27 protein-coding genes are annotated in these 26,222 nt (G+C 71.3%); 9 read left to right on the forward strand and 18 right to left on the reverse strand.

Annotation, left to right across the window (positions count from 1 at the left end):
• The first annotated feature begins 56 nt into the window (after positions 1 to 56).
• Positions 57 to 947: an oxygenase MpaB family protein gene (locus HNP44_RS15035; protein WP_259141816.1), complete on the forward strand. Its 891-nt coding sequence runs from the start codon at positions 57 to 59 to the stop codon at positions 945 to 947.
• A gap of 6 nt (positions 948 to 953) precedes the next feature.
• On the opposite strand, the gene HNP44_RS15040 is transcribed toward HNP44_RS15035, so the two are convergent.
• Together HNP44_RS15040 and HNP44_RS15045 are read right to left on the reverse strand one after the other, a co-directional pair.
• Positions 954 to 1,802, reverse strand: a complete 849-nt coding sequence (locus HNP44_RS15040; protein ID WP_259141817.1) for an alpha/beta fold hydrolase — start codon at positions 1,800 to 1,802, stop codon at positions 954 to 956.
• Between the two features lie 28 nt (positions 1,803 to 1,830).
• Entirely contained in the window at positions 1,831 to 2,946 is a 1,116-nt protein-coding gene (locus tag HNP44_RS15045) for a glycoside hydrolase family 76 protein (protein WP_259141818.1), read from the reverse strand.
• Positions 2,947 to 3,069: 123 nt separating this feature from the next.
• On the opposite strand from HNP44_RS15045, the gene HNP44_RS15050 reads away from it, so the two are divergent.
• Together HNP44_RS15050 and HNP44_RS15055 are read left to right on the forward strand one after the other, a co-directional pair.
• Positions 3,070 to 3,309 carry a type II toxin-antitoxin system Phd/YefM family antitoxin gene (locus HNP44_RS15050; protein ID WP_259141819.1) on the forward strand — a complete coding sequence of 80 codons (240 nt, stop codon included), beginning with the start codon at positions 3,070 to 3,072 and terminating at the stop codon, positions 3,307 to 3,309.
• Complete coding sequence (locus HNP44_RS15055) at positions 3,306 to 3,677, forward strand: type II toxin-antitoxin system VapC family toxin (protein ID WP_259141820.1); 372 nt, start codon at positions 3,306 to 3,308, stop codon at positions 3,675 to 3,677. Before HNP44_RS15050 ends, HNP44_RS15055 begins: the two co-directional genes overlap by 4 nt.
• 2 nt (positions 3,678 to 3,679) lie before the next feature.
• Here HNP44_RS15055 and HNP44_RS15060 read toward each other — a convergent pair whose 3' ends face one another.
• The 4 genes from HNP44_RS15060 to HNP44_RS15075 are packed head-to-tail and all read right to left on the reverse strand — an operon-like array spanning position 3,680 to position 6,120.
• The gene (locus tag HNP44_RS15060) at positions 3,680 to 4,396 is read right to left on the reverse strand and encodes a TrmH family RNA methyltransferase (protein ID WP_259141821.1); all 717 of its coding nucleotides are present in this window, start codon (positions 4,394 to 4,396) and stop codon (positions 3,680 to 3,682) included.
• Positions 4,397 to 4,403: 7 nt separating this feature from the next.
• A complete protein-coding gene (gene pyrE / locus HNP44_RS15065; RefSeq protein WP_259141822.1) occupies positions 4,404 to 4,952 on the reverse strand; it encodes an orotate phosphoribosyltransferase in 549 nt (182 codons plus the stop codon).
• On the reverse strand, positions 4,949 to 5,644 hold the full coding sequence (locus HNP44_RS15070) for a hypothetical protein (RefSeq protein WP_259141823.1): 696 nt from the start codon (positions 5,642 to 5,644) through the stop codon (positions 4,949 to 4,951). Before HNP44_RS15070 ends, pyrE begins: the two co-directional genes overlap by 4 nt.
• Before the next feature lie 32 nt (positions 5,645 to 5,676).
• Positions 5,677 to 6,120 (reverse strand): hypothetical protein, encoded by a 444-nt coding sequence (locus HNP44_RS15075; protein WP_259141824.1) that lies wholly within the window; start codon positions 6,118 to 6,120, stop codon positions 5,677 to 5,679.
• 117 nt (positions 6,121 to 6,237) lie between these two features.
• Between HNP44_RS15075 and HNP44_RS15080 the strand changes: the two genes are divergently transcribed.
• The 3 genes from HNP44_RS15080 to HNP44_RS15090 all read left to right on the forward strand — a co-directional run bounded on the left by HNP44_RS15080 (position 6,238) and on the right by HNP44_RS15090 (position 7,904).
• Entirely contained in the window at positions 6,238 to 6,624 is a 387-nt protein-coding gene (locus HNP44_RS15080; RefSeq protein ID WP_259142242.1) for a YidH family protein, read from the forward strand.
• Between the two features lie 10 nt (positions 6,625 to 6,634).
• Positions 6,635 to 6,877: a hypothetical protein gene (locus HNP44_RS15085; RefSeq protein WP_259141825.1), complete on the forward strand. Its 243-nt coding sequence runs from the start codon at positions 6,635 to 6,637 to the stop codon at positions 6,875 to 6,877.
• A 106-nt stretch (positions 6,878 to 6,983) separates the two neighbouring features.
• Positions 6,984 to 7,904, forward strand: a complete 921-nt coding sequence (locus tag HNP44_RS15090; protein ID WP_259142243.1) for an aminoglycoside phosphotransferase family protein — start codon at positions 6,984 to 6,986, stop codon at positions 7,902 to 7,904.
• 71 nt (positions 7,905 to 7,975) lie between these two features.
• Here HNP44_RS15090 and HNP44_RS15095 read toward each other — a convergent pair whose 3' ends face one another.
• Both HNP44_RS15095 and HNP44_RS15100 read right to left on the reverse strand, forming a co-directional pair.
• Positions 7,976 to 8,350 (reverse strand): PPOX class F420-dependent oxidoreductase, encoded by a 375-nt coding sequence (locus tag HNP44_RS15095; RefSeq protein ID WP_259141826.1) that lies wholly within the window; start codon positions 8,348 to 8,350, stop codon positions 7,976 to 7,978.
• The gene (locus tag HNP44_RS15100) at positions 8,347 to 9,372 is read right to left on the reverse strand and encodes an alpha/beta hydrolase (RefSeq protein WP_259141827.1); all 1,026 of its coding nucleotides are present in this window, start codon (positions 9,370 to 9,372) and stop codon (positions 8,347 to 8,349) included. The genes HNP44_RS15095 and HNP44_RS15100 overlap by 4 nt, the downstream gene beginning before the upstream one ends.
• Positions 9,373 to 9,437: 65 nt before the next feature.
• On the opposite strand from HNP44_RS15100, the gene HNP44_RS15105 reads away from it, so the two are divergent.
• On the forward strand, positions 9,438 to 10,901 hold the full coding sequence (locus tag HNP44_RS15105; RefSeq protein ID WP_259141828.1) for an FAD-dependent oxidoreductase: 1,464 nt from the start codon (positions 9,438 to 9,440) through the stop codon (positions 10,899 to 10,901).
• A gap of 4 nt (positions 10,902 to 10,905) precedes the next feature.
• Here the strand turns inward: HNP44_RS15105 and HNP44_RS15110 are convergent, their stop codons facing one another.
• The 6 genes from HNP44_RS15110 to HNP44_RS15135 form a co-directional block, all read right to left on the reverse strand.
• Positions 10,906 to 11,544 carry a TetR/AcrR family transcriptional regulator gene (locus tag HNP44_RS15110; RefSeq protein ID WP_259141829.1) on the reverse strand — a complete coding sequence of 213 codons (639 nt, stop codon included), beginning with the start codon at positions 11,542 to 11,544 and terminating at the stop codon, positions 10,906 to 10,908.
• Positions 11,545 to 11,553: 9 nt separating this feature from the next.
• Positions 11,554 to 13,314 carry an ABC transporter ATP-binding protein gene (locus tag HNP44_RS15115; protein ID WP_310437687.1) on the reverse strand — a complete coding sequence of 587 codons (1,761 nt, stop codon included), beginning with the start codon at positions 13,312 to 13,314 and terminating at the stop codon, positions 11,554 to 11,556.
• Complete coding sequence (locus HNP44_RS15120) at positions 13,311 to 15,167, reverse strand: ABC transporter ATP-binding protein (protein WP_259141830.1); 1,857 nt, start codon at positions 15,165 to 15,167, stop codon at positions 13,311 to 13,313. Before HNP44_RS15120 ends, HNP44_RS15115 begins: the two co-directional genes overlap by 4 nt.
• Before the next feature lie 168 nt (positions 15,168 to 15,335).
• Positions 15,336 to 17,888 carry an ATP-dependent chaperone ClpB gene (gene clpB, locus HNP44_RS15125; protein ID WP_259141831.1) on the reverse strand — a complete coding sequence of 851 codons (2,553 nt, stop codon included), beginning with the start codon at positions 17,886 to 17,888 and terminating at the stop codon, positions 15,336 to 15,338.
• Positions 17,889 to 18,122: 234 nt separating this feature from the next.
• Positions 18,123 to 18,764: an SGNH/GDSL hydrolase family protein gene (locus HNP44_RS15130; RefSeq protein WP_259141832.1), complete on the reverse strand. Its 642-nt coding sequence runs from the start codon at positions 18,762 to 18,764 to the stop codon at positions 18,123 to 18,125.
• 298 nt (positions 18,765 to 19,062) lie between these two features.
• Positions 19,063 to 19,860, reverse strand: a complete 798-nt coding sequence (locus HNP44_RS15135; RefSeq protein ID WP_259141833.1) for an SGNH/GDSL hydrolase family protein — start codon at positions 19,858 to 19,860, stop codon at positions 19,063 to 19,065.
• A gap of 188 nt (positions 19,861 to 20,048) precedes the next feature.
• Here HNP44_RS15135 and HNP44_RS15140 point away from each other — a divergent pair, with 188 nt between their 5' ends.
• Positions 20,049 to 21,197 (forward strand): FAD-binding oxidoreductase, encoded by a 1,149-nt coding sequence (locus HNP44_RS15140; protein ID WP_259141834.1) that lies wholly within the window; start codon positions 20,049 to 20,051, stop codon positions 21,195 to 21,197.
• A 140-nt stretch (positions 21,198 to 21,337) separates the two neighbouring features.
• Here HNP44_RS15140 and HNP44_RS15145 read toward each other — a convergent pair whose 3' ends face one another.
• Genes HNP44_RS15145 through dnaK form a run of 4 tightly spaced genes read right to left on the reverse strand, consistent with a single transcriptional unit; the run spans position 21,338 to position 25,388 of the window.
• Complete coding sequence (locus HNP44_RS15145; protein WP_259141835.1) at positions 21,338 to 21,733, reverse strand: heat shock protein transcriptional repressor HspR; 396 nt, start codon at positions 21,731 to 21,733, stop codon at positions 21,338 to 21,340.
• Between the two features lie 2 nt (positions 21,734 to 21,735).
• Positions 21,736 to 22,977 (reverse strand): molecular chaperone DnaJ, encoded by a 1,242-nt coding sequence (gene dnaJ, locus HNP44_RS15150; RefSeq protein ID WP_259141836.1) that lies wholly within the window; start codon positions 22,975 to 22,977, stop codon positions 21,736 to 21,738.
• A gap of 15 nt (positions 22,978 to 22,992) precedes the next feature.
• Entirely contained in the window at positions 22,993 to 23,544 is a 552-nt protein-coding gene (gene grpE / locus HNP44_RS15155) for a nucleotide exchange factor GrpE (RefSeq protein ID WP_259141837.1), read from the reverse strand.
• Complete coding sequence (gene dnaK, locus HNP44_RS15160) at positions 23,544 to 25,388, reverse strand: molecular chaperone DnaK (RefSeq protein WP_259141838.1); 1,845 nt, start codon at positions 25,386 to 25,388, stop codon at positions 23,544 to 23,546. The genes grpE and dnaK overlap by 1 nt, the downstream gene beginning before the upstream one ends.
• 297 nt (positions 25,389 to 25,685) lie before the next feature.
• Here dnaK and HNP44_RS15165 point away from each other — a divergent pair, with 297 nt between their 5' ends.
• Positions 25,686 to 26,000: a hypothetical protein gene (locus HNP44_RS15165; protein WP_259141839.1), complete on the forward strand. Its 315-nt coding sequence runs from the start codon at positions 25,686 to 25,688 to the stop codon at positions 25,998 to 26,000.
• The last annotated feature ends 222 nt before the right edge of the window (positions 26,001 to 26,222 follow it).

The raw sequence follows: 26,222 nt of genomic DNA on the forward strand, positions 1-26,222 counted from the left end.
TCTTGCACATCTGTATAAGTCGACTTACAGTGAGGTCAGCCCACCGAGGAGACGTCATGCAGAAGATCGACCGCAACCGCGGCCTGAACCCGGAGACCGATTTCGTCGAGATCTCGCGGAACCTCGGGACGTACGACTTCCCGTGGGACATCACCCAGGCTCTGAGCTTCGCGCTGTTCCGCACCTACGCCGTGCCCAGCATCGGCCGCCTCCTGGCGGACACGGGTGAGTTCACCGAGCGCGTGCAGAAGCGCTACGACGACACGGCCCTCCTCCTCGAGGTGCCGCTGCTCAAGGGCTTCGCCAGCCCGGAGGGCAAGGCCGCCGTCCGGCGCATCAACCAGATGCACAAGATGTACGACATCTCCGACGACGACATGCGGTACGTGCTGTGCACCTTCGTGGTGGTGCCGATCCGCTGGAACGCCGACTACGGCTGGCGCGCGCTGACCGAGGCGGAGAAGCTCGCGACGGTCCGCTACTACCAGACTCTCGGCAAGCACATGGCGATCCCGGACATCCCCGCCACCTACGACGAGTTCGCCGACTACATGGACCGCTACGAGGCCGAGCACTTCGCCTTCGACGAGGGCGCCCGCCGCGTCGCGGACTCCACCCTCGAACTGCTCAAGAGCTTCTACTTCGCGCCCGTGCGCCCCGCGATCGGCGTGTTCAGCCGCGCTCTCATGGACCCGCCGCTGCTCGCCGCCTTCCATTACGACGATCCGGGTCCCGTCGTGCGCCGGATCTCCGTCGGCGCGATGAAGCTCCGCGCCCGGCTCCTCGCGGTCCTGCCGTCCCGGCGCCGCCCCGCGCTGGTACAGAACAACCACCGGATCCGCAGCTACCCGAAGGGCTTCCGCACCGAGGGCCTCGGCACCTTCGCGCCGGGCTGCCCGGTGCACCGGGGCCCCGCTGCCGACGCCCCGAGCCTGGAAGCGCACTAGCCGCGCTCAGGCCTCCCCGCCCAGGACGTGGCGGCGGAGCTCCGGGATCACGACGTCCCACGTCGCGGGCGGCGGGATCTCGTGGCCGGGACCATGGAGGGTGAGCAGCCGCGCACCCGGGATCATCCGCACCAGGGCCTCGCCGTGCGGCAGCGGGAACAGCGGGTCGTCGGCGCTGTGGATCACCAGCGTCGGCGCGGCGATCGCCGCGGGGTCGACGGGCGGCGCCGGCTCGGCGAGGAAGTGGTTGTTCAGCGACGACTCCATGCTCCGCGTGCGGTGCACCTCCCGCGTCGCGATGCCCCGCGTGCGCTCCTCCTCCAGGCCGCCGGGCCCCGCGTAGGGCCGCTCGACGTCGACGCGGTAGTCGATGACGGCCGCCTCATCGGACCAGTCGACCTCGGGCGGCGGCTCCGTGAAGGTCGCCGCCACCGCGGGCGTCGGGCCGGGCAGCGGGCCGGGATCGCCACCCGCGGGGCTGGACTCGATCAGGGTCAGCGACAGCACCCGCGCGGGCGCATCGACTGCCAGCGTCTGCCCGATCCCGGCACCCATCGACATCCCGACGACGTGCGCGGCGTCGACGCCGAGGGAGTCGAGGATCCGCAGCGGGTCCGCTGCGAGGTCGGCGCCGGCGTACGTGGGCGAGCCGGGCGGCGAGGTCGACGACTCGCCGCTGTCGCGGTGGTCGTAGCGGATCACGCGCAGGTCGTCGCCCGCGAGCCGCGCGCAGAACTCGGGCGTCCACCAGTCCATGGACTGTCCGCCGCCGGCGACGAGCAACACCGTCGGCCCGCTGGCGTGCCCGATGACGTCCACCGCGAGCGCCGCCCTGTCGACCTCGATGACCTGCATAGCGACCTCCTGGATCTCGGTGGCAGGCTCAGTGTCGCGCGAGCGCTGCCGCGGCCTCCATCGCCATCCAACCACCGACCTGCACGGACAGGTCGCGTTCGGGGGTCTCGCTGGAGCGGACCGTGCCGCCCGTGAAGTAGGCGGGCGCATCGGAACCGCCCGGGATCCGAGCGTCGCGGGTCCAGTCCGCGGAGAACAGCACGCGACCGTCCAGCTCGCGCGTCCCGTGCCAGGCGGCCTCGGCGGAGGCGAAGACGATCTCCGACGCGAGAGCGCGCGCATCCTCGGCGTCGGGTCCACGCAGCGCGCGGGCCGCGACCGCGAGGTACCGGATGAGGATGCCGTTGAACAGGCCGCCGTCGCCTCCGTCCCCGCCGGTGATGACGGCACCGTCGGTCATGTGCTCTGCGACCGCAGCGATGAGGCCCGCGGCACGGATCGCATGCGTGGGCGCCAGGTCCGAGGAGAGCTCCGCGTCCAGGCCGATGGTGACGCCCTGGTTGTAGGAGTACTTCTCCGGGTAGATCTTCCCGACCTCGGGGCTGTCGTAGTCGCCGTCGACACCGTCGTTGATGAGACCCGTCTCCAGGTCCAGCAGGCGCCGGTACAGCCAGTCGGACGTCTCCTCCGCACGCTCGAAGCGGCCCATCCGGGCGAGGAAGATGCCGGCCGGGCCGTTGGCGGGCGCGTTGAGGAACAGGCCCTTGGTGCGCCAGGTGATGCCGCCGCCGGCGTCGGGCACCCAGGCGTCGTAGAGGGTGTCCCGCAGCACCCGCAACCGTCTCGCCGAGTTCAGGCCCGCGTGCCGCTGCGCCCGCTCCAGCGCGAGCCCCATCCACGCCATGTCGTCGTTGTACGAGTTGGTGACGCGGAACAGGTTCCGCACGCGGTGGCCGCGGGCGATGCGCAGCACCAGCTTCCGGGTCGACGGTGCGCCGTCCCGGACGTACGCGTCCACCGCCACGTCGAGCAGGTGGGCCTGCCACCAGTAGTTCCAGCTGACGAACAGCGAATCGCGCCGCGTGGCCGGGTAGGCGGGCGTGCCGAGCAGGGTGCCGGGGATGCCCCACACCGGTTTCAGGTGCCGCTCGACGACCGCGGCCTGCGCCGCGGCCGCGCGCTGATTCCACTCGACCGAACTCATGCTGACATCACATCACGGGTCACCGACGAGTGCACGTCCTCGCAGGTCAGAGCGAGCCCCAGGAGCCAGGGCTCTGCGCGACGATCCCTGGTCAGACCTGACCAATCCAGGTATCCTGACGACATGGGCAGCGCCGAGTTCAACATCTACGCCGCGAAGTCGCAGTTCTCGCGGTTGGTCGCGCGCGCCGAGCAAGGAGACCGGATGACCATCACCCGCAACGGCAAGCCGGTCGCCCGGCTCGTCCCGTACGTGCCCGACCGGCCGGTGCGCGCTCCGGGCGCCTGGGCCGGGCGGATCGAGATCGCCGATGACTTCGATGTGCTGACCGACACCGATCTCGAGGATTGGTACGGCGAGTGAGGCTCCTCGCGGATACCCACGTCCTCCTGTGGTGGCTCGGGAGCGATCCCCGGCTCCGGCCCGACCACCGGTCGCTGATCGAGGACGATGAGAACACCGTGCTGGTGTCCGCGGCCACCGTCGCCGAGGTCTCGATCAAGGCCTCCCTCGGCAAGTTGGTCGCCCCTGAGATGAGCGAGGAGTTCCTCACCGCGCAGGGATTCTCACTGCTCCCGCTGAGCGTCCGCCACGCGCAGGCGATCCGCGACCTTCCCTGGCACCACCGGGATCCGTTCGACCGCATGCTGGTCGCGCAGTGCGTCGTCGAGCAGGTGCCGATCCTCACGGTCGACGAGCGGATCCGCGCCTACGCGATCGAAGCCCGCTAACGTCACCACGCGGCGTCGAGGTCGGCGTGCTCGCGGACCCAGGCGTGCATCGCGATGCCGGCCGCGACGCCCACGTTGATCGACCGCGTCGAGCCGAACTGGGCGATCGACACCGTCGTCCCGGCGACGTGCCGGGCGCCCCCGGAGACGCCCGGCCCCTCCTGTCCGAACAGGAGCAGGCACCGTCGGGGCAGGGCAGCCCGCTCGAGCGGCACAGAACCCGGCAGGTTGTCGACGGCGACGATCGGCAGGTCGCGCTCGGCGCACCACGCGGCGAGCGCGTCCGTGTCCTCGTGGTGGTGCAGGTGCTGGTAGCGATCGGTGACCATGGCACCGCGCCGGTTCCAGCGGCGCCGCCCGACGATGTGCACGGCCCGCGCGCCGAAGGCGTTCGCGGTGCGCACGACGGTGCCGATGTTGGCGTCGTGACCCAGGTTCTCGATGGCCACTTCGAAGGGATACCTGCGGGCGTCGAGGTCGGCGACGATCGCCTCACGCGTCCAGTACCGGTAGGCGTCCACAACGTTGCGGCGGTCGCCCTCCGCGAGCAGGTGACGGTCGTACCGCGGGTCGGCGGGGACCGGCTCGCCGGGATGCTCGTCGGCCCACGGCCCCAGTCCGACGGTGTGCGGTCCGGGCAGGCCCGTCACCCACTCGGTCGGCCCGAGCTGCTCGTCCGGGCCGATCGCGTCGTCCGGCCCGGGCTTGTCGCCGGTCACCGGCCGGTCAGAGACCGAGGTCGGCGAGGCCGAGCACCGAGCGGTACTCGAGGCCCTCGGCGGCGATGACGTCGGCGGCGCCGGTCGCGCGGTCCACGACGGTCGCGACGCCGATGACCTCGGCGCCGATGTCGCGCAGCGCGCGGACGGCGGTGAGCGGCGAGTTGCCGGTGGTCGTGGTGTCCTCGACGACGAGCACGCGCTTGCCGACCACGTCGGGGCCCTCGACCTGGCGCTGCATGCCGTGCGCCTTCGCGGCCTTGCGGACGACGAAGGCGTCGATCGGCCGGCCGGGGGCATGCATGACGGCCGTGGCGACCGGGTCGGCGCCGAGGGTGAGGCCGCCGACGGCGGTGTAGTCCCAGTCGGCGGTGAGCTCGCGCAGCAGCGCGCCGATCAGCGGGGAGGCCTCGTGGTGCAGCGTCGCGCGGCGCAGGTCGACGTAGTAGTCCGCCTCGCGGCCACTGGAGAGCGTGACCTTGCCGTGCACGACGGCGAGCGCACGGACGAGCTCGGCGAGCCGGGCCTTGGCGGCCGGGTCGAGAGGAGCGGTCACCGGCCGGACTCCTTACCCGAGCGGACGGGCACGGGCTGGCCGGGATCGCGGGGCCCGCCCGCGGTGACGACGCGGGCGTGGCCCTCCGGCGGGAGGACGCGCAGCAGGTCGCCGAAGCGGCGGACGGCCTCGAGCGCCTCGTCGAGGTCCTCCGGGTCGTCGGTCGCGGCCATGGAGGCCACGGTCCACTCGCCCTCGTTCCACAGGGACTCGATGTAGTCGGGCACCTGCTCGGCGAACGTGATCATGCGGCGATCGGCGACGCGGCGCGCGACCTCGGCGTTGTTCGTGTACAGCACGCGCGGGCCCAGGGCGCCGAGCGGCTCCATGCCGGGCTCCCCGGGGGCGGGTCGGCCCTCGGCCCGCAGGTCCAGCAGCGCGCCCGACGCGGCGCCGCGGCTGACGGCCACGATCGTCGCGGCCTCCTGCAGGTCGAAGACGTAGGCGGCGGCCCCGAAGTAGGCGCCGTGGGCCACGTCGACGATCGCGGAGTCGCCGGGGACGGCCATGCCGCCGCGGTGGAACTCGTCGTGCAGCGACGGGTCGGCCGCGCTGTAGACGAACTCGCGCTGTGCGGCCCAGTCGGCGCGCTCGGAGTTCACGGCGGGTGAGTGGTTGCGCTCATACCAGATGAGCGCGGCGGCCAGCGCCGCGCAGACCACCGCGAGGATCAGGAACACTACGTACGACATCGCCACCTACAGTAGCGCGTCGACCGGGGAGTTCACCCGACAGACGGGCTTCCGGCGACCGAGATCTGACCGGCGTAGATCGCCAGCGCCGACTTACCGTCCGCGCTCACCTGGATCATGACCACGTCACCCACCTCGAGATCGGACAGCGTGCTGCCGTGTGTCGTGGTCACCTGGGTGGTGGGGCCGGTGCGCAAGACGACGGTGCCGCCGTCCGGCGCCGAGCGCACGGTGATCGCGGCGTCGCCGACGGAGGTGATCGCACCGATGACCTCCCGGCCGGGCGTGATGGCGACGGACCGTTGGTCGCTCACGGAGACGCCAGCGGACTGCGCGGCGGGTAGGACGCGACGGGCGCTACCCAGGTCGGCGGACATGTGCAGCGCGTAGGCGATGCCCGCGCCGACGACGCCGATGCCCAGCAGGCACAGCACCACGGCGGGCCAGGGGCCGCGGGAGCGTGCGTCACCACCCATCGGCGACCACCTCCTCGCATTCGTTCGTCATCTCATCGTGCGCCTCACCGAGCGCGCCCTGCGCGAAACTATTCGTCGTGTCTGAGATGGGCCTGTGAATGTGGCGGGCCAATGTCTATGCACCCCGCTAACGTTGTCGGCGTGGGACGACTGTGGCCGCCGCGCGCCCTCACCGAGGGTCAGGCGCCGGACGCGCGGTTCACCCTCGCGAACGAGCGCACCTTCCTCGCGTGGATCCGCACGTCGCTGGGGCTCGTCGCCGCCGCCGTCGGCCTGGAGGCCTTCGCGCCGCACGTCGTGCCGGAGCCGGTCCGGACGCCGCTGGTCGTGGTGCTGCTCCTCGTCGCGGCCACGCTGGCCGGCTACGCGTTCCGACGGTGGCTGTCCGTCGAGGGCGCGATGCGCACCCGCCGCGAGCTGCGCGGCACACCCGCGACGCTGGTCCTCGCCGCGCTGATCGTCCTGGCCGGCGTCGTCCTCGCCGCCTCACTCCTCGTGACGTGAGGGCCCTGACGTGAGCGCACCGCCGACCCAGGCGGCCGAGCGAACCCTGCTGGCGCGCGTGCGCACCGCCGTCGCGCTTGTGCTGACCTGCGCGATCGTCGCGCGGGCGGTGTCCAGCGCGCCTGCGGCCATCACGTGCCTCGTCGTGGCCGTCGCCGCCGTGGTCACCCTGCGGACGCGGACGCCCGTTTCGCATCTGGTGCTCGCGGGATGTGTCATCGCGCTCGCGGTGGTCGGGCTCCTGGGCACCTGACATCTCTTGCAGGTTCCGGCGACGACACGCCGGACCCGCGCCGCCGCAACCTGCAAATCCTTCGACATGGCGCGGCGAATCGGACATCATTGCCCGCGTGAACGTCATGACCGACACCGAACGAGCTGCCCGCACGGCCGCCGCCGTCGACGCCGCGATCGGCGCCGCCTGCGAACTGGGCCTCGACGTCAGCGGCACGACGGTGCTGCACGACCTGTTCTCCGTGGTGGTGCGGCTGGAGCCGGCGCCCGTGGTGGTCCGCATCCCGACGGTGCTGCCGGCGACCGAGACGCCGGCGACCCTCGCCCGCCGTCAGGCCGACGAACTGGCGGTCACCGCGTGGCTCGCCGCGCACGGCGTCCCGGTGCTGGTTCCGTCGCCGCTGGTCCCCGCGCGGCCGGTGCAGCGCGACGGCTTCTCGATGACCTTCTGGGAGTACGTCGAGGAGGACGTGGCCGCCGAGCCCGACTACGTGGCCAACGCCGAGAGCACCGCGCGCCTGCACGCCGCGCTGCTCGACTACCCCGGCGAGCTGGGCTTCCTCGCCACTGCCGACCCGGGCGGCGTCGCCGCCGGCCTGGATCTCCTCGCGGGCCGCCCCGACCTGCTGCCCGCCGAGGACGTGGCGCGCGCCCGCGCCGAGTGGGCCGCGCTCGAGCCGGCGGTCCGCTCCCGCGCCGCCTTCGAGGCGCGGTTCCCCGGCGTGGAGCTGCAGCCGGTGCACGGCGACTGCCCACCGGCCAACATGTTCGCCGGCGTCGACGGCCTGAGGTACGCGGACTTCGAGCTGGTCACGCTAGGCCCCGTGGAGTGGGATCTCGCGACGCTGGGCCCCGAACTGGGGGCCGCGTACGACCGCGGCGCGGCGGCCGCCGGCATCCGCGGCCTGCGCGCCGACGTGCTGGAGTTCGTCACGGCCGTCGGTGTGCTGCGCGCGATCACCGCGCTGGCGCTGGTCCCGCAGCTGCCGGAGCTCGCGCAGTACCTGCAGCCCGTCGTCGAGCAGTGGCGCGCCCCGTCACGCTGACAGAAACCGCGCTCGAACTCGGCCACGATGGAAATACTTCGCCCTGACCGCGCTCGAGCCCGGTTTCAGAATCACCCGGCGTCGTGGACGCGGATCCCGACGGTGCCGCCCGCACCCCGGCGGAGCTTGGACCCGGCGACGGTGAGCCAGCCCAGCACGCCGTACTTCTTCGCGATCTTCGACCCGGCCTCGCCGCCGTCGATGACCTCGCCGGTCCCGGCGACCTCGGGGCCGGTGGTCTTCTTGCCGCGGGCGTCGCAGGCCTGGACCAGCACCGACGGGTTGCGCCGGAGCCGCTTGACCTTCCAGGAGTCGGCGACGGTCCACACCACGAGGTCGGCGCCGTCGCGCACCGCCCAGATGGGGGTCGCGACGGGGGTGCCGTCCTTGCGGAAGGTGGTCAGCAGGACGTACTTGGCATCGGCGACGTCAGCGACGGTGGTCATGCGCCCAGCGTAACCGGGCAGGACGCGGGCACGCTGCGGGCGATCCAGCCCGCGATCGCGGCGCTGACCTCGGCGGGCTTCTCCTCCCCCATCCAGTGCCCGGAGTCGACGACGACCTCGGTGAGGTCGGTGCACGCCGCGCGCATCGGATCGGCGAGCCGCGTCCCGACGGTGTCGAGGATCGCGTCGTACCGGCCGTGCAGGAACAACGCGGGCTTGTCGATCCGGCCGCCGTCCAGTTCGGTCGCGGCGTACGCCATGTCCGCCGGGGTGTTGACGTACCAGGAGTTGGGGCCGGCCATGCCGTTCCGCTCGAAGGCCGCGACGTAGACGGCGTGGTCCTCGGGGGTGAGCACCGCGGGGTCGAGCGGCAGCTGCGGCACGGATCCACCGCCGAACCAGCCGCCGTTGCGGGTGATCACGGCGGTGGGGGCGGGACCGTCGAGGTGGCGCGGGTCGCCGCTGCGGAACAGCGCCGCGACGAGACCCGGCAGGTCGCTCTCGAACTGGGCCGTCGCCTCGTCGAAGGACTTGAGGTAGTGCACCTGGTAGTCCCACTGGCCGTACGGGTACTCGTCGGCGGGGTACTTCGCGCGGTCGATGAGGTCGAAGGGCGAGGGCCCGCTCGACGGGAAGTGCGGCACGTTGAGCGAGGCCACCGCGTCGACGACCTCGGGATGGTGGGTGGCGATGTTCCACACCACGGGCCCGCCCCAGTCGTGCCCGATCCAGATCGCGGAGTCGCGGCCGAGCGCCGCGAGCAGCTCCAGCATGTCGGTGACCGCCTCCTCGCGGCGGTACGCCGTCTTCTCGGCGTACACCGTCGACGAGCCGTAGCCGCGCATGTCGGGCGCAACGCACCGGAAGCCGAGCGCGCCAAGGGCGCGCAGCTGGTGCCGCCAGGTGTAGCCGAGCTCGGGCCAGCCGTGCACGAAGACGAGCAGCGGACCGTCGACGGGGCCCGAGGCGAGGTAGGCGGTGGTGTGGCGCTCGGTCGCGGCGATGTGCGGCGTCAGGGTCATGCCTCCACCCTGACACGCGGCGCGATCCCTTGCCCGCGCGCCGCCCACGGCCCACTATCGAAGACATGCCCCACGTGATCGTCCAGAACTGCTGCAACGACGCGTCGTGCGTCCCCGAGTGCCCCGTCGACTGCATCCACCCCACGCCCGACGAGCCCGAGTACGCCACGGCGGAGATGCTCTACATCGACCCGGACGTGTGCATCGACTGCGGCGCCTGCATCGATGCCTGCCCCGTCTCGGCGATCACCACCGATTACGAGCTGACCACGGAGATGGCCCCGTTCGAGGCGATGAACGCGGACTACTACGAGGCCGTGGGCTCGTCCGCGGACCGCGACCATCCGTTCACCGACCCGCGGATCGGCCGCAAGCGCCCCGCCTCGGACGCCGAGACGCTGAGCGTCGCCGTCGTGGGTGCGGGCGCGGCGGGGCACTACGTGGTGAGCGAGCTGCAGCACCGCATCGACGTCCGCGCGACGATCGACGTCTACGAGCGGCTCCCCGAGACCGGCGGGCTGGTGCGCTTCGGGGTCGCCCCCGACCATGGCGACACCAAGAAGGTGCAGGAGCAGTTCGCGAAATCGCGCAAGGCCGCAGGCGTCACGACGCACCTGGGCGTGCGGATCGGCGAGGACGTCACGCACGAGGACCTGGCGCGTGCGCATCACGCGGTGGTGTACGCGGTGGGCTCGCTGCACGGCCGTGACCTGGGCCTGCCGGGCGCGGACCTGCCCGGCGTCACGGCCGCCGCCGACTTCGTGGCCTGGTACAACGGCCACCCCGACTTCGCCGGGCTCGCCCCCGATCTCACGCACGAACGGGTCGTCGTGCTGGGCAACGGCAACGTCGCGCTGGACGTCGCGCGGATCCTCACCGCCGACCCCGAGACCTTCGTCGGCACCGACCTGACCGACGGGGCTCTCGCCGCACTCCGGGATTCGCAGGTCAGAGAGGTAGTGATCCTCGCCCGACGGGGCCCGGGGCACGCCGCCTTCACCGCGCCGGAGCTCGTCGGGCTGGCCCGCACGGTGACGGTCGTCGTCGAACCACGCGACCTGGACGACGACGGTGACGAGCCCGCCGACGAGCAGGCCCGCTTCTACCGCGCACAGAAACTCGCCCTGCTGCAGGCGCTTCCGGCGGCGGACTCCGCCCCGGAGGGTCGACGGGTGGTCCTGCGCTTCGGCACGCCGCCCACCGCCATCACCGCCGCCGACGGCGGGCTCACCGTCGCCTTCGACGACCACGGCACACCGTCGGAGCTGGCGTGCGGCCTGGTCCTGCCGTCGATCGGACTGCGGGGCACGTCCGTACCGGGCGTGCCCTACGACGAGGCCACCGGCACCATCCCGAACGCCGACGGGCGCGTCCTCGGGTCGGACGGTGCCGCCCTCCCCGGCGTGTACGTGGCCGGGTGGTGCAAACGTGGCCCCACGGGTGTGATCGGCACGAACCGGTTCGACGCCCGTGGCACCGTCGACGCCCTGGTCGCCGACTTCCACGCCGGAGCGCTCCGCGTCGAGTAGGGAGCTACAGGCCGGGGCGGCGGTCCGCGAGGCCGGCGATGATGAAGTCGACCTTCGCGTCGAGCACGGTCCGGTCGATCCAGGCGGGCTCGGGCCGGAAGACGGCGTCGTCCGCCGCAGACCGACGTGCCCGGTCGTATCCGGACGCGCCGGAATCGTCCACCTCGCGCATGGCCTGGATACCGAGGTGCGAGGCGAAGACGGTGTCGCCGAGGAAGTCCAGGGCGAAGGCGGCCTGGTCGACGGTCCACCCGTCCGCGCCGAGCGCGCGGGCGTAAGCGGCGGCGACGTGCTCGATGTGGTTGAACGCGATCGGGTTCGCGAACACCGCGCGGTTCAAACCGAGGTGGTCCTCACAGACCTTCCAGCACTCGTCGGCCCACATCCGCAGTACCGCGCGCCAATCGGATCCGGGAGCGGGGAGCGCGATGCTCGCGGCGGCCCGGTGCAGTGCAGCGGCCTCGATCTCGTCTCGCGATTTGAAGACGCGGTAGATCGCCGGGGTGACCACGCCGAGCCGGTCCGCGACCGCGGCCATCGTGAACCGGTCGACGCCCTCGGCGAACGCCGCGTCGATCACGTCGTCGGCGTCGAAGGCCGGCTTCCGCCCGACCTTCCGTGTGATCCCATCGCCCCGTGCCACACCGGCACTCTAATTCGTCAGTTGCCATCCCTGTGCGGTCCGCAGGTGCTCCCAGTAGATGGCGTAGGTGCCGCCGGCAGCGAGGAGCTCGTCGTGCGTGCCGATCGCCTCGACCGATCCGTCTGCGTCGAGCGCCACGATGAGGTCGGCGTGGGCGATCGTGTCCAGCCGGTGCGCGATGATCAGAACGGTGGCCTCGCGCCGCAACTGCTCCACCGCCGCGACGATGTTCGCCTCGTTCTCCACGTCGAGCGCGGAGGTGGCTTCATCGAGCAGCACGATCGGGGCGCGCTTGAGCAGCGCGCGGGCGATGGCCACCCGCTGCCGCTCCCCGCCCGACAGTGCGCGGCCGCCCTCCCCGACCGGCGCGTCCCACCCCAGCGGCAGCCGACGGGCGATATCCGCAACGCCCGCGATCTCCCCCGCGCGCCGGATCTCCTCGTCGGTCGCATCCTCGCGCCCCACCGCGATGTTCGCGCTAAGCGTGTCGTCGAAGAGGTAGACGTCCTGGAAGACCATCGACAGCTGCCCCATGAGCTGCTCGGTCGTCTGCACGCCGACGGGTGCCCCGCCCACGAGCACGCGGCCCTCGGTCGTGTCGTAGAACCGGCTGACGAGTTTCGCCACCGTCGTCTTGCCGCTGCCGGAGGGCCCGACCAGAGCGACCATACTCCCCGGCGGCACGCGCAGGGACACGTCGCGCAGCGCCGGTGGACCGTCGGGCGTGTACCCGAAGGTGACTCCCTCCAGAGCGATCGCGCCCGGCTCAGGCAGGTCCGACGGTGCGCCGGGCTCCGGGAGCGGCACGGCCGTCAGCACCTCGTCGAGCTGATCGAGGAGGGGCCGCCGCGACTCGAGAGCCATGGCACTGCTGGTGATCTCGGACAGGGTGGAGGTGAACCGGAGCGAGAGCCCGATGAAGGCGAGCGCGGGGATCGGTGCGAGTTCCCCTGAGACCGCGAGGGTCCCGGTGACCGTGATGAGTACGACGATCACGCCCTGCGAGACCATGCCGCTGGTGAGCAGACCGGCGGTCTCGAACCACAGCGCCCGCTTCTTCGCCGCCGTCGCGCCGTCCATCGCGTCGGTCAGCGGTCCGAAATCGTCACTGCGGCCGCAGGATCGCAGCGCGCCCTGGCACTGCGAGTACTCGACGATCCGGTGCGCGAGCACGGCTTCCTCGGGCTCGTGGATGGATCGCCCCTTGCGCAGGAGGGCCGTCGACACCAGGGTGATCGCGACGAACGCCGGCACCGCGATCGTGAGGACGAGCCCGAGCGCGGGGTTCCACAGCCACGCCGCCACGACCACGGCCGCCGCCGCGACCGAGCGCGCCACGATCGGGGAGAGCATGTGCGCCAGGATCTCTCCGGCCATCATCAACTCGGTCGAGACCACCCGGGAGAGCGCGCCCGCCCGCGGGCGGGCGAACCACCCCAGGGGCTGCTTGGCCACCTGGTCGCCGACGAGGCGGTGGATGCTGGCGAGGAAGTCGAGGGCCGCGGCGTAGGAGCGGCGGCTGGAGAGGTAGTTGACGCCGAAGCTCGCCGCTGCGAGCGCGGCGAGCACCCACAGCCACCCGGCCAGCTCCATCCCCCACACGGGTCCTCCGCTCGCGAGCGCGGAGATGGCGGGGAGCAGCGCGGCCAGCGCCAGGCCTTCGATGAGGCCCGCGAGCACCGCGAGCGCGACGACGAGGCCCAGCGCCTCGGGGCGCGAGAGCATGCGCCGCACCCGCGGAACGATATCGAGCAGAGGGAGATTCATCATCGCCGGGTTCCTTCGTTCGAGGTGGACGGGGTCGCGCCGCGGTGCCAGAGCCCGGCGTAGCGGGGCTCGGCGAGCAGGTCGTCGTGGGTGCCGGTGGCGACGACCCGGCCCTCGTCCACGAGGACGATCTGGTCGACGCCACTGATGGTCTCGCGGCGGTGCCCGATCACGAGCACGGTACGGCCTCGCGCGAGCGCCGAGAGCGCCTGCTGGATCTCGGCCTGCGCCTCGGGGTCCGCCAGCGCCGTCGCTTCGTCGAGGACGAGTACCGGCGCGTCGACGAGCAGCGCGCGGGCGATGGCGATGCGCTGCGCCTGTCCGCCGGAGAGTCCCGTGCCGGCGCCGTAGACCGTGGCGAAACCGTCGGGAAGCCGCTCGATCTCGTCAAGGACGCGGGCTGCGCGGGCCGCCGCACGCACTTGCTCGTCGTCGGCGTCGGGCCGACCGAGGGCGATGTTGTCGCGGATGCTGATCGACAGCAACTGCGGGTCCTGCAGCACGAAACCCACGTGCGCGTACAGGTCCGCGATCCGGTCGACCGGGACGCCGCCGATGCGGATCGCGCCAGAACGGGGATCGTCGAACCGGGCGAGCAGTGTCGCGATGGTCGACTTACCGGAGCCTGACGGGCCCACCAGCGCCGTGACGGTGCCCTGCCGCAGGGTGAAGCTCACGTCGTCGACGGCGAGCGCACCGTCGTCGCCCCCATACGAGTAGGCGACGTTCTCGAAGACGACGTCGTGCCCCTGCGGCTGCGCGGTGTCGGCGACGCCCGGGAGGACCGGCGTCTCGAGCACGTCCTGCAGTCGCAGCGCGGCGGCCCCGGCGAGCTGCCGCGACCACGTCGAGTGCATGAGCACCTCCAGCGCGTAGGGGATCAGGAGCGCGATGAGAGACGTGGCGAGCACGTCGGCGGCGGTCACCGCTCCCCCGTGCACCAGGACAGCGCCGCCGCCGACGTTCACGAGGAGGATCAGCGGTACCGCGAGGAACGACGAGCCCACGGCGGAGATCCGGACCAGCGGTCGCACCCAGTCCGCGTAGAAGGTGTGGAACTCGTCGGCCGCCTCCTGGTAGTTGCGGTGCGCCCGACCGACCCGGCCGAAGGCCTTGACCACGGCGATCCCGGTCACGAACTCGACGGTGCGCGCCGACACCGTCGACAGGCGACGGTCCATCTGTACGGTCATCTCGCCCATGCCGCGGGCCGAGAACGCCATCGCGAGGGCGTACAGCGGCAGGGTTCCGATCGACAGCAGGCCCAGGCGCCAGTCGATGACGAAGGCGTAGACCATCAGCGCGAGCGGCATGACGACGGCGTTGGTGACGTCCACCGGCTGATGCGCGATCAGCTGGTGCACCGTCCCGATGTCGTCCTGCAGCGACTTGCGGACGCGGCCCGAATTGGTGGCCGTGAACCAGGCGAGGGGCACGCGGGCGATCCGGTCCACCATCCGCTGCCGGACGTGGTGCCCGAACCGCAGGTCGGCGACGTGGGTGACGGCGAGCGCCGCCAGGTAGATCCCGAGGCGGGCCGCGAAGGTCGCGATGAGGATCTGCAGCCAGCGGTCGACCTCGGCCCGATCGACCGCGGCGCCGGTCGCCGCGGCGTCGAGGAGCAGCGCGCCGATGCGGACGAGCGCGATGTAGGGCACGACGGCAAGCACGGCGGAGACCACCGCCATCGCGCGCCCCAGCGCCAGCCCGCCGGCCACCGGTCGCGTCAGGCCCTTCAGCGCGGCGGCGCCCGCGCGTTGTTGCGCTTTCGCCGAGGACACCTCCCCGTGTGGCGGCGTCGTGGGTGACGCCGACGGCGGGGCGTCGAGAGCGGTCGTGGGCAGGTCGGTCGCCATAAGCACTCCTACTTAGGTGAGCCATAACTATTTATGAATGCCATTCACATTAGGTGCCGCCCCCTCCCTTGGCAAGACCGAATCCGCCCCGAGACAGCGAAAGGTCCCGCCCTCCGGAAGGAGGACGGGACCTGTCGGACCGATCGCGATCGCGCGGATCGCGCAGCGTCAGCCGACGATGAGCCGGTCGCCGTCGTCGCTGACGGTGACCTTCACCGTGTCGCCGTCGCGGACATCGCCCGCGAGCAACGCCTTGGCGAGCTGGTCGCCGATCGCGTGCTGCACCAGGCGGCGCAGCGGACGGGCGCCGTAGAGCGGGTCGAAACCGCGCTCCGCGAGCCAGCCCTTGGCCTCGTCGGAGACCTCGAGCCCCAGCCTGCGCTGCGACAGGCGCGTGCGCAGCTGGTCCAGCTGGATGTCGACGATGCCGGTCAACTGGTCCGAGCTCAGAGCGTCGAAGATGAGCACGTCGTCGAGCCGGTTGATGAACTCCGGCTTGAACTTCGCTCGCACCGCGGCCATCACCTGCTCGGGCGTGCCGCCCGCGCCGAGGTTCGACGTGAGGATCAGGATCGTGTTGCGGAAGTCCACCGTGCGGCCCTGGCCGTCGGTGAGCCGGCCCTCGTCGAGCACCTGCAGGAGCACGTCGAAGACGTCCGGGTGCGCCTTCTCGACCTCGTCGAACAGCACCACCGTGTAGGGACGGCGCCGCACGGCCTCGGTCAGCTGGCCGCCGGCCTCGTAGCCGACGTACCCGGGAGGCGCGCCGACGAGCCGTGCGACGGAGTGCTTCTCGCCGTACTCGGACATGTCGATGCGGACCATGGCGCGCTCGTCGTCGAAGAGGAACTCCGCGAGGCCCTTCGCCAGCTCGGTCTTGCCCACGCCCGTCGGGCCGAGGAACAGGAACGAGCCGGTGGGCCGGTTCGGGTCCGCGACGCCGGCGCGGGTGCGGCGCACCGCGTCCGAGACCGCGGTGACCGCGGCCTCCTGACCGATCACGCGCTTGCCGATCTCCGACTCCATGCGCAGCAGCTTCGCCGTCTCACCCTCGAGCATGCGGCCGGCGGGGACGCCGGTCCAGGCGGAGACCACATCGGCCACGTCGTCGGGGCCGACCTCCTCCTTGAGCATGACCTCGCCGTCGGAGGCGGCACCCGACAAGGCGACCGCCTCGTCGAGCTGCTTCTCCAGCGCGGGGATCTGGCCGTAGCGCAGCTCCGCCGCGCGACCGAGGTCGCCGTCGCGCTCAGCGCGCTCCGACTCGCCCTTCAGCGTCTCGAGCTGCTCCTTGAGCGAGCGCACCGAATCGATGGCACCCTTCTCGTTCTGCCAGCGGGAGGTGAGCTGGGCCAGCTTCTCCTTGTGATCGGCGAGCTCGCCGCGCAGCTTCTCCAGGCGGTCCTTCGACGCGTCGTCGGACTCCTTCGACAGCGCCATCTCCTCGATCTCGAGGCGGCGGACCAGCCGCTCCTCGGCGTCGATCTCCTCGGGGCGCGAGTCGATCTCCATCCGCAGGCGCGATGCGGCCTCGTCGACGAGGTCGATCGCCTTGTCGGGCAGGAACCTGCTCGTGATGTAGCGGTCGGAGAGGGACGCGGCGGCGACCAGCGCGGAGTCGGTGATGCGCACGCCGTGGTGCACCTCGTACCGCTCCTTGAGGCCACGCAGGATGCCGACGGTGTCCTCCACCGACGGCTCGCCGACCAGCACCTGCTGGAACCGGCGCTCGAGCGCGGCGTCCTTCTCGATGTACTGGCGGTACTCATCGAGCGTGGTCGCGCCGACGAGCCGCAACTCGCCGCGGGCCAGCATCGGCTTGATCATGTTGCCCGCGTCCATGGCGGAGTCGCCGGTGGCGCCGGCGCCCACGATGGTGTGCAGCTCGTCGATGAAGGTGATGATCTGGCCGGAGCTGGCCTTGATCTCGTCGAGGACGGCCTTGAGCCGCTCCTCGAACTCGCCGCGGTACTTGGCGCCCGCGACCATCGAGCCGAGGTCCAGCGAGACCACGGTCTTGTCGCGCAGCGACTCCGGCACGTCGCCCGTCACCACGCGCTGGGCCAGGCCCTCGACGATGGCCGTCTTGCCGACGCCGGGCTCGCCGATGAGCACCGGATTGTTCTTGGTGCGCCGGCTCAGGACCTGGACCACACGACGGATCTCGTTGTCGCGCCCGATGACCGGGTCGAGCTTGCCCTCGCGGGCCCGCGCGGTGAGGTCGGTCGAGTACTTCTCCAGAGCCTGGTACTGGCCCTCCGGATCCTGCGACGTGACCTTCGCGCTGCCGCGGACGGCCGTGAAGGCCTCGCGGATCTCCTGCGGGGTCGCGCCGGCGGAGGTGAGGACCTGCGCGGCCTCACCGCCCGCCTCCGCGAGCCCGTAGAGCACGTGCTCGGTGGAGACGAACTGATCGCCCATCTCGGTCGCGAGTTTCTGCGCCGCACTGATCGACGCGATCGACTCGCGGCTGAGCTGCGGCGTGGCGGTGGAGCCGCTGGCCTTCGGCTTGCGGTCCACGAGGTCCTGCGCGCGGTTGCGCACGGTGACGGGATCCACACCCACCGCCTTGAGCAGCGGCGCGGCGATCCCGTCGGTCTGGTCGAGCAGCGCCACCAGCAGGTGCGCCGGAGAGATCTCCGGGTTCCCCGCGGCGGACGCCGCCTGCAGAGCCGAGGTCAGCGCGGCCTGCGTCTTGGTGGTGGGCTGGAACGAATCCACTTCTGGTGACCTCCTGGGTCGTCTCGAACACGGTCATGCACCCTGAGCCTTCTCCACTCAAGTATGCCTTCTGTGTTCCTCAACGCGCAGAACCTTGAGTCTGTTCCGCTCAAGCTGGGGATTCGGAGTGACCCATCCCACAGACCCGACAGGCGCGTTGAAACATCACCGCGAGAATCCGGAGATCGGCAGGGTTTCGCACGCGAAACGGCGCGATGCGCGGAGATCTTTCGACTACGCCAGCGCCGCGACGCGCTCCGCGAGCTTCTGGTGCGCGGCGGCGTCGGGGTGACCGTCACTACTGGTCCCGTACACCCAGCCCTCGCTGAGCGGGGAGATGACGGACACCGACGGCTCGACCGCTCGGGCGGCGCCGACGATCGCCGCCTCGGTGGCGCGGGCGTTCGGGCCGCTGCCGCGGACGGACGGGAAGACCGTGATCAGCGCGACCCTGGCCCTCGGAGCCTGCGAGCGCACCATGGCGATCACCTGCCGCACCTGACTGTCGATCGCGGCGGTCGAGGCGCCCACGTCGTTGGAACCGGCCTGCACCACGACGAGCGCCGGGTCGCGCTCCGGAAGGTTCGCGGCCCGGGTCAGCCCGGCGATCGCGCCGTCGTTGTAGCCGGCGCCACTGCGGGCGCTGAGGTACACGGACCGACCGGCGATGGCGCTGATCATCCGCGGATAGGCCACGACGCCCTCGACCTCGTAGCCGGTCGAGATCGACGCGCCGATCACGACGATGGGCCGGGAATCCGCGGTGCGCGAGACGGCACCCGGGTCAGCGGCGACGGTGCCGGCGGACGCCCCGCCCACCGACGCGATCACCGCGGCTCCGATTCCGACCATTACCCCGAAACGCGACACGCTCATGCCGACATCGTGACACAACAGGAGTCACATACGTAACTCTCCCGACTTTCTTCACACTTGTCTCGCGAGCACCACTCCGTGGCGCCCCGACCGGCCAGCTGCCCGCCGCCACCGCGGGCGTTTCGGGTGTGGACGGCATATCGCACCCGAAACGCGCCGTCGCACCTGTCATGCCGGGTGCCACGGGGCGAAAGCGGTGCGGGAGCCCATCCGCACCCGATCCGCCCGCGACCGTGCGTGCAGCGGGTGCGGCTGACCGTCGTGCGCTGCCGTGCAGCCGGGGGGGCCGCCGCTCGGGTCAGACCAGCCCGGCGACGCGCTCGGCGATCCGCAGATGCGCAGCGGAACCGGGGTGGCCGTCCTCCGAGGAGGTGTAGTTCCAGCCCTCGCTCAGCGGGGAGATCACGACGACGCTCGGGTCGACGGATCGGGCCGCGCCGATGATCGCAGCGTCGGTGGTGCGCGCCGCGTCGCCGCTGTGGATCGACGGGAACACCGTGACCACGGCGATCTTCGCGCCGGGCGCCTGCTGGCGCACCGTCGAGACGACCTGCCGTACCTGGCCCGCGACAAGGGCCGGCGGCGCGCCGACGTCGTTGGTGCCCGCCTGGAGCACGACCAGCGACGGATTCTGCGCGGGCAGGTTCGCGGCGCGGGTGAGCCGCGCGATGGAGCCGTCGGCGTAGCCGGCGCCCACGCGGGAGCTGACCTGGACCGGGCGGCCGGAGATCGCGGCGACGCGGTGCGGGTAGGCCTGGGCGGAGGAAACCTCCTTGCCCGACGACACGGAGGCGCCGATCACAACGACGGGGCGCCGATCCGCGGAGACGCCCCGGACCGCGGCGGGCTTCGCCGCAGCCTGCTTCCCGGAGAGGGGCTTGGCCACCGCCTTCGCGGCCGCAGGCTTCGCGGCAACCCTCGGCACGACGACCGGCTGCACACGCTGGACCGACGCCGTCGCGGGGGGAGCATCGGCGGCCGTCCCGGTGTCGGCGGAAGCGGCCCCTGCGGCGATCGGCGCGAGGGCGATGCCCGCTCCGAAAGCGATGCCGTATCCGATGCGGCGCACGCGGCGGCTGACTCGCACAGCGATCATGGCGGTGGAACCCTCTCTTCGAGCTCGTCGATCCCTCGGCACGATGTGCGCGCCCGGGAGAAAGATACTCGACGGCCCGGTTCGGCGCAGCACCGGGCGCGCCGTCCGCGCGGCGACGTGACGAACGCAAAGCCGCAGGTAGGATGGGGCCGTCAACGCAAAGATCGGCAGGCAGGAGCGGAGCGGCAGTGGGTGCGCATGCACGGCACGGTCTGGCGCAGATCGCAGCCGATCTCCAGCCGGTGGCGGACGACTTCACCAAGGGCCTCTTCGCCCGCCTCTTCGCCATGGATCCGTCCCTGCGCGACCTCTTCCCCGCCAACATGTCGGGGCATCGCGCGACCTTCCAGCGCGTGCTCGACCACGTCTTCACCTCGATCCCGAAGACCGACGGGCACGACGAGCTGATCGAGTTCCTCGCGCAGCTCGGGCGCGACCACCGCAAGTACGGGCTGACCGAGGCCCACTACGAGACGATGTCGGCGGCGCTCATCGCGGAGGTGCATGCCGTCTACACGCCGCACGGCGGGCTCGACGAGGAGGACGCCGTGGTGCTCGAGCAGGGCGTGCAGCTGCTCACCGGCGTGATGCGTGGCGGCGCGCACTCCGATCCGACGCCCGCACGCCGCACGGCGCGCGTGGTGGAGGTGCTGCGCCCCCACCCCGGCCTGTCGGTGGTACGGCTCGTGGCCGACGAGCCGCTGCTCTTCCGGCCCGGCCAGTACGTCGAGACGCAGGTCCCTCAGGTGCCTCGGGTCTGGCGGCCCCTGTCGCTGGCGATGCCACCGAACACGCAGGGACAGTTGGAGTTCCATATCCGATCGGTGCCGGGCGGCTACCTCTCCAGCACCGTCTTCGGCGAGACCCGCCCGGGCGACGTGTGGCAGTTCGGGCAGGTCCACGGGCTTCTGCGGCCCGACGGTGACCGCCCCGTCACGATGATCGCCGGCGGCACCGGCCTCGCGCCGATGAAGTCCATACTGCTCGCGATGGCCATGAATGCCGACAACCCCGACGCGCACCTCCTCGTGGGGGCGCGATCGCCGGGGTTGCTGTACGACTCGGATTCCCTGGCGCCGCTGGCGGCGACGAATCCGTGGCTCAGGGTGACGCAGGTGACGGACGCGCGACAAGATCCGTGGTGGCTCAGGCACCCCGCCACCGCACACCGCGCGCTGCCGCTGCGGCACGGCTCGCTGGTCGATGCGATGGACGGCCTGGATCTCACCGGGCACCGCGTGCTGATCGCCGGCCCGCGGGGCCTGCTGCGCGCCGCGAGCGAGAAGGCCGTGGCGCGGGGCGCGGCAGCCGAGGACGTGGTGCACGATCCGCTGTGAGCGGACCGAGCGGCACGGCCGCGTTGGACGTGCGACGGCCCCGGGGTCGTCGGACTCCCGGGGCCGTGGCTGGACATCTGATCAGGGCTTACGGCGACTCCGCGGCTGCCGGACTCCCGGGGCAGAGGAGAGGACCGCCCTCAGCTGCCGCGGCGACTTCGCGGTTGCCACACCACCAACGCCGATGATTTCGGCACGTGCACGAGTTCGCCTCCGCGGCGGACGTTGTCGACCTGCGCGGCGAGCTCCTCGACTCTCCGCTGCAGGGCGTCGACCTGATTGGTCAGGTCGATGATCCGCTTGATCCCGGCGAGGTTCACGCCCTCGTCCTGCGAGAGCCGCTGAACCTCGCGGAGCAGGTCGACGTCGCGCGAGGAGTAGCGCCGACCTCCGCCCGCCGACCGCTCGGGCGTCACGAGCCCGAGCCGGTCGTACGTGCGGAGGGTCTGCGCGTGCATCCCCGCGAGTTGCGCAGCCACCGAGATCATGAACACGTGCGCGTCCGGGTCCTCGGGGAACCGCTGGTCGACATTCATCGCTACGCCCCCGCGGTGCTTCCGGCGCCGGCCCAGCCGCCGCGCGGGTCGAAGCCCGCGGCGCGCTCGGCCTCCGCGTAGTCGCGGAGCGCCTGCTGTGCCCGCTCATCGAGCGACGGGGGCACCGCGACCTGCACCTTGACGAGCAGATCGCCGTGGCCGCCCGCCCGCTTCGGCACGCCGCGGCCACGCACCCGGAGGGTGCGGCCATCGGTGGTGCCCGCCGGGATCTTCACGCCCACCGGCTGTCCCAGCGTGGGGACGGTGACGGTGGCGCCCAGCGCCAGCTCCGCGAAGCTCACGGGCAGGGTGACGAGCAGGTCGTCGCCGTTGCGGGTGAAGACCTCGTCGGCGCTGACGTGAACGGTGACGAACAGGTCGCCCGAGGGCGCCCCGCGCATCCCGGCCTGCCCCTGGCCGGCCAGGCGAATACGCTGGCCGTCCTTGACACCGGGCGGGATCTTCACGTTCACCGTGCGGGTGCGCACGGTGACGCCGGTGCCGCTGCAGTCCGAGCACGGGTCGTCGATCACCGAGCCGGTTCCGCGGCAGTCCGGGCACGGCTCGGAGAAGCTGAACGCCCCCTGGTTCCGGCTCACGAGTCCGGAACCGTTGCAGGACTGGCATACCCGCGGGCTGGTGCCCGGCTTGGCGCCGGACCCGTGGCAGGTGGTGCACGGCGAGGGCGAGGTCAGCGTGATGGGCGTGGTCACGCCCAGCGTCGCGTCGCGGAAGCCCAGTGTCAGCTCGGATTCCAGGTCGCTGCCGCGGCGCGGCCGCGTGGGCTGTGGGCCCGGGCCGGAGCCCTGTCCCGCGCCGCCTCGGTTGAACAGTCCCTCGAAGATGTCCCCGAAGCCGCCACTCCCGCCGCTGCCGGAGGCGGCACCGTCGAAGATGTCGGAGAAGGAGAACCCGCCGGAGCCGCCGCTGGTGTTGCCGAAACCGCCGGTGCCGAAACCGCCGCCACCGCCGTAGCCGCCCGCGCCGCCGGAGCCGAAGCGACCGCCGCCGAACAGGCGCCGCGTCTCGTCGTACTCCTTGCGCTTAGCCGGATCGGAGAGCACGGCGTGCGCCTCGGAGACCCGCTTGAACCGCTCCTCGGCCTGCGTGTTGCCCGGATTCGCGTCCGGGTGCAGCTCACGGGCCAGCTTGCGATAGGCCTTCTTGATCTCGTCGGCACTCGCACTGGAGCTGACGCCCAGCTCCTTGTAGAAGTCCTGCTCAACCCATTCCCTCTGTGCCACTGGGCATCACCTCCTTTATTGCTCGTCCTGGCTCGGGGCCTCCGCCGGACGGTCGACCACTGCCACCATCGCGTTACGGATCACCTTGCCATCGATCTGATATCCCTGGCGCAGCACCGCTCCCAGAACGGGATCGGCACCGTCACCCTCGTGCTGCACGGCCTCGTGGATCGCGGGGTCGAACTCGTCGCCCTCCGCGCCGAAGGACTCGAGACCGAGGGTCTTGAGCACGCCGTCGAGCTTGTCGGACACGGACTTCAGTGGCCCGGCCTCGAGATCGCCGTGGTTGCGCGCGCGCTCCAGGTCGTCGAGAACGACGAGCAGCTCGCCGACCACGAAGGCCTTGCCCGCAGCGCGGGCGTCCACCACGTCGCGCGCGGTGCGCTTGCGATAGTTGGCGTACTCGGCGGTCACGCGCTGCAGATCGGCGGTGAGTTCCGCCTCCTTATCGGGCGCGGCCTCCTCCACGATCTCGGCGCCGGCCGGGGCCGCGGCGGAATCCTCCGCCGCGACCTCCGCCTCCGCGGTCACCTCATCCGGTTCCACCGGATTGCTGGGACTCGTCATTACTTGGCGTCCTTCGGGTCCTCGTCGACGACCTCGGCGTCCACGACGCCATCGTCCTGCTGGGCGCCGGCGTCGGCACCGTCGGCCTGCGCCTCAGCGGCACCGGCCTGCGCGTACAGCGCCTGGCCCAGCTCCTGCGACTCGGTCGAGAGCTTCTCGACGGCGGCCTTCACGGCGGCGATGTCGGTGCCCTGGAGCGCCTCGTTCGCCTCCTTGATGGCGGCCTCGACCTTCTCCTTGTTCTCGGCCGGGACCTTGTCCTCGTTCTCCTTGAGGAACTTCTCGGTCTGGTTGACCAGCGACTCGGCCTGGTTGCGGGTCTCCGCCTCCTCGCGACGAGCCTTGTCCTCCTGGGCGTGCGCCTCGGCGTCCTTGATCATCCGGTCGATCTCCTCCTGCGACAGGCCACTGCCGTCGGAGATCTTGATGGTGTTCTCCTTGCCGGTGCCCTTGTCCTTCGCGGTCACGTGCACGATGCCGTTGGCGTCGATGTCGAAGGTGACCTCGATCTGGGGCACGCCGCGCGGCGCCGGCGCGATGCCGGTGAGCTCGAAGCTGCCGAGCAGCTTGTTGTGCGCCGCGATCTCACGCTCGCCCTGGAAGACCTGGATCTGCACCGACGGCTGGTTGTCGTCGGCCGTGGTGAAGGTCTCGGACCGCTTGGTGGGGATGGTGGTGTTGCGCTCGATGAGCTTGGTCATCACGCCGCCCTTGGTCTCGATGCCGAGGGACAGCGGGGTGACGTCGAGCAGCAGCACGTCCTTGACCTCGCCGCGCAGCACGCCGGCCTGCAGGGCGGCGCCGACGGCGACGACCTCGTCCGGGTTGACGCCCTTGTTGGGCTCCTGGCCGCCGGTCAGCTCCTTGACGAGCTCGGTCACGGCGGGCATACGGGTCGACCCACCGACGAGCACGACGTGGTCGATGTCGCCCACGGCGATGCCGGCGTCCTTGATGACCGCCTGGAAGGGCTTGCGGGTGCGCTCCAGCAGATCGTTGGTGATCTTCTGGAACTCGCTGCGCGAGAGGTTCTCGTCGAGGAACAGCGGGTTCTTGTCCGCGTCCACCGTGATGTACGGCAGGTTGATCGACGTGCTCTGGCCCGAGCTCAGCTCGATCTTCGCCTTCTCGGCGGCCTCACGCAGACGCTGCATGGCCATCTTGTCCTTGGTCAGGTCGATGCCGTGCTGCGCCTTGAACTTCTCGACGAGCCAGTCGACGATGCGCTGATCCCAGTCGTCGCCGCCGAGGTTGTTGTCGCCCGAGGTCGCGCGGACCTCGACGACGCCGTCGCCGATCTCCAGCAGCGAGACGTCGAACGTGCCGCCACCGAGGTCGAAGACCAGGATGGTCTGCTCCTTCTCGCCCTTGTCCAGGCCGTACGCCAGCGCGGCGGCGGTGGGCTCGTTGACGATGCGGAGCACGTTCAGGCCGGCGATCTGACCGGCCTCCTTGGTGGCCTGGCGCTGCGCGTCGTTGAAGTACGCGGGCACCGTGACGACGGCGTCGGTGACGTCCTCGCCCAGGTACGCCTCGGCGTCGCGCTTGAGCTTCATCAGCGTGCGGGCGCTGATCTCCTGGCTGGTGTAGTCCTTGTCGTCGATCTTCTGCGTCCAGTCGGTGCCGATGTGGCGCTTGACGGAGCGGATGGTGCGGTCGACGTTCGTGACGGCCTGGTTCTTGGCGGGCTGACCCACCAGGACCTCACCGTTGCGCGCGAAGGCCACCACCGAGGGGGTGGTCCGCGAGCCCTCGGCGTTCGCGATCACGACCGGGTCGCCGCCCTCGAGGACAGCGACGCACGAGTTGGTGGTGCCGAGGTCGATGCCTACTGCACGTCCCATATTGATTTGCCTCCTGAGTAGTTCTGCTACAGATCCAGACTTCAGCGCCCCCGGCTCAAGGGGCGAACACTTCAGTTCTACCCCATTGAGCGGATCACGCTCAAGTAGTACGTTCTGTTCAACGGACCATCGGACGGGAATGTTCCCGATTTCTCGAGAAAGTTGAGCGCGGGTCACTCAAGGCGCGTTCTCCCAGGTCGCGCGGTCCGACGGTGCCGGGCTCTCACGGGGAATCCCCGGGTTCGACTGGGTAGTTCCACGGATCCGCGGGGCGCCGGCATCGAGTGGACTGGATGCATGACGAACACGGTCTGCACCGAACACCGCGATGCACTGCGCACCCGTATCGGCCGCGCTGCGCTCGTCGCCTGCGGCGGGACGTACGCGTGTTTCCTTCTGCTCGTCGCCGCGATGCTCAGCGACAGCCTTGAGAACTTCGACGAGTTGTTGGGCGCTGCCGCCATCGCTGCGCTCACGACTCCGTTCCTCGCCGCGATCGGCAGCGCGTGGGGCCGCGGCCCGTGCCGGATCGCCTGCACCACCGTCCTCGCCATGACCGGCCCCGTCGTCGCGATCCTCCTCCTCACCGTGCTCGCAGCCGCGTCGAACTGACCGCGGCCGAGCACGCGCGGGCACGCCGGGCATGAGGCTCGTCCCCCGCGCCGCGCCGAATCCCCTCGGATCCGTTCACTCCCCCACGAGAAGCCGCTCCCCTGATGAGGGAGCGGCCGTCCCCCACGCGGCGCCGATTCCCCCACGCAACGCCAAGCTCTCCCCCGCCCGACGCCGGCTCCCCCACGAAACGCCGAGCGGGCGGGCCGCCGAAGCGACCCG

The sequence above is a fragment of the Tsukamurella ocularis genome, from assembly GCF_024807615.1.
GTDB lineage: Bacteria > Actinomycetota > Actinomycetes > Mycobacteriales > Mycobacteriaceae > Tsukamurella > Tsukamurella ocularis.

Coding starts and splice junctions, on each gene's coding strand:
- HNP44_RS15145 (WP_259141835.1), bottom strand. CDS start 21,733: ATGAATGTCGACCAGCGGTTCCCCGAGGACCCGGACGCGCACGTGTTC.
- HNP44_RS15105 (WP_259141828.1), top strand. CDS start 9,438: ATGCCCCACGTGATCGTCCAGAACTGCTGCAACGACGCGTCGTGCGTC.
- HNP44_RS15090 (WP_259142243.1), top strand. CDS start 6,984: ATGACCGACACCGAACGAGCTGCCCGCACGGCCGCCGCCGTCGACGCC.
- HNP44_RS15045 (WP_259141818.1), bottom strand. CDS start 2,946: ATGAGTTCGGTCGAGTGGAATCAGCGCGCGGCCGCGGCGCAGGCCGCG.
- HNP44_RS15115 (WP_310437687.1), bottom strand. CDS start 13,314: ATGATGAATCTCCCTCTGCTCGATATCGTTCCGCGGGTGCGGCGCATG.
- HNP44_RS15040 (WP_259141817.1), bottom strand. CDS start 1,802: ATGCAGGTCATCGAGGTCGACAGGGCGGCGCTCGCGGTGGACGTCATC.
- HNP44_RS15135 (WP_259141833.1), bottom strand. CDS start 19,860: ATGATCGCTGTGCGAGTCAGCCGCCGCGTGCGCCGCATCGGATACGGC.
- HNP44_RS15070 (WP_259141823.1), bottom strand. CDS start 5,644: ATGTCGTACGTAGTGTTCCTGATCCTCGCGGTGGTCTGCGCGGCGCTG.
- HNP44_RS15130 (WP_259141832.1), bottom strand. CDS start 18,764: ATGAGCGTGTCGCGTTTCGGGGTAATGGTCGGAATCGGAGCCGCGGTG.
- HNP44_RS15075 (WP_259141824.1), bottom strand. CDS start 6,120: ATGGGTGGTGACGCACGCTCCCGCGGCCCCTGGCCCGCCGTGGTGCTG.
- HNP44_RS15080 (WP_259142242.1), top strand. CDS start 6,238: ATGCACCCCGCTAACGTTGTCGGCGTGGGACGACTGTGGCCGCCGCGC.
- grpE (WP_259141837.1), bottom strand. CDS start 23,544: ATGACGAGTCCCAGCAATCCGGTGGAACCGGATGAGGTGACCGCGGAG.
- HNP44_RS15165 (WP_259141839.1), top strand. CDS start 25,686: ATGACGAACACGGTCTGCACCGAACACCGCGATGCACTGCGCACCCGT.
- HNP44_RS15120 (WP_259141830.1), bottom strand. CDS start 15,167: ATGGCGACCGACCTGCCCACGACCGCTCTCGACGCCCCGCCGTCGGCG.
- HNP44_RS15095 (WP_259141826.1), bottom strand. CDS start 8,350: ATGACCACCGTCGCTGACGTCGCCGATGCCAAGTACGTCCTGCTGACC.
- HNP44_RS15035 (WP_259141816.1), top strand. CDS start 57: ATGCAGAAGATCGACCGCAACCGCGGCCTGAACCCGGAGACCGATTTC.
- HNP44_RS15050 (WP_259141819.1), top strand. CDS start 3,070: ATGGGCAGCGCCGAGTTCAACATCTACGCCGCGAAGTCGCAGTTCTCG.
- dnaK (WP_259141838.1), bottom strand. CDS start 25,388: ATGGGACGTGCAGTAGGCATCGACCTCGGCACCACCAACTCGTGCGTC.
- HNP44_RS15100 (WP_259141827.1), bottom strand. CDS start 9,372: ATGACCCTGACGCCGCACATCGCCGCGACCGAGCGCCACACCACCGCC.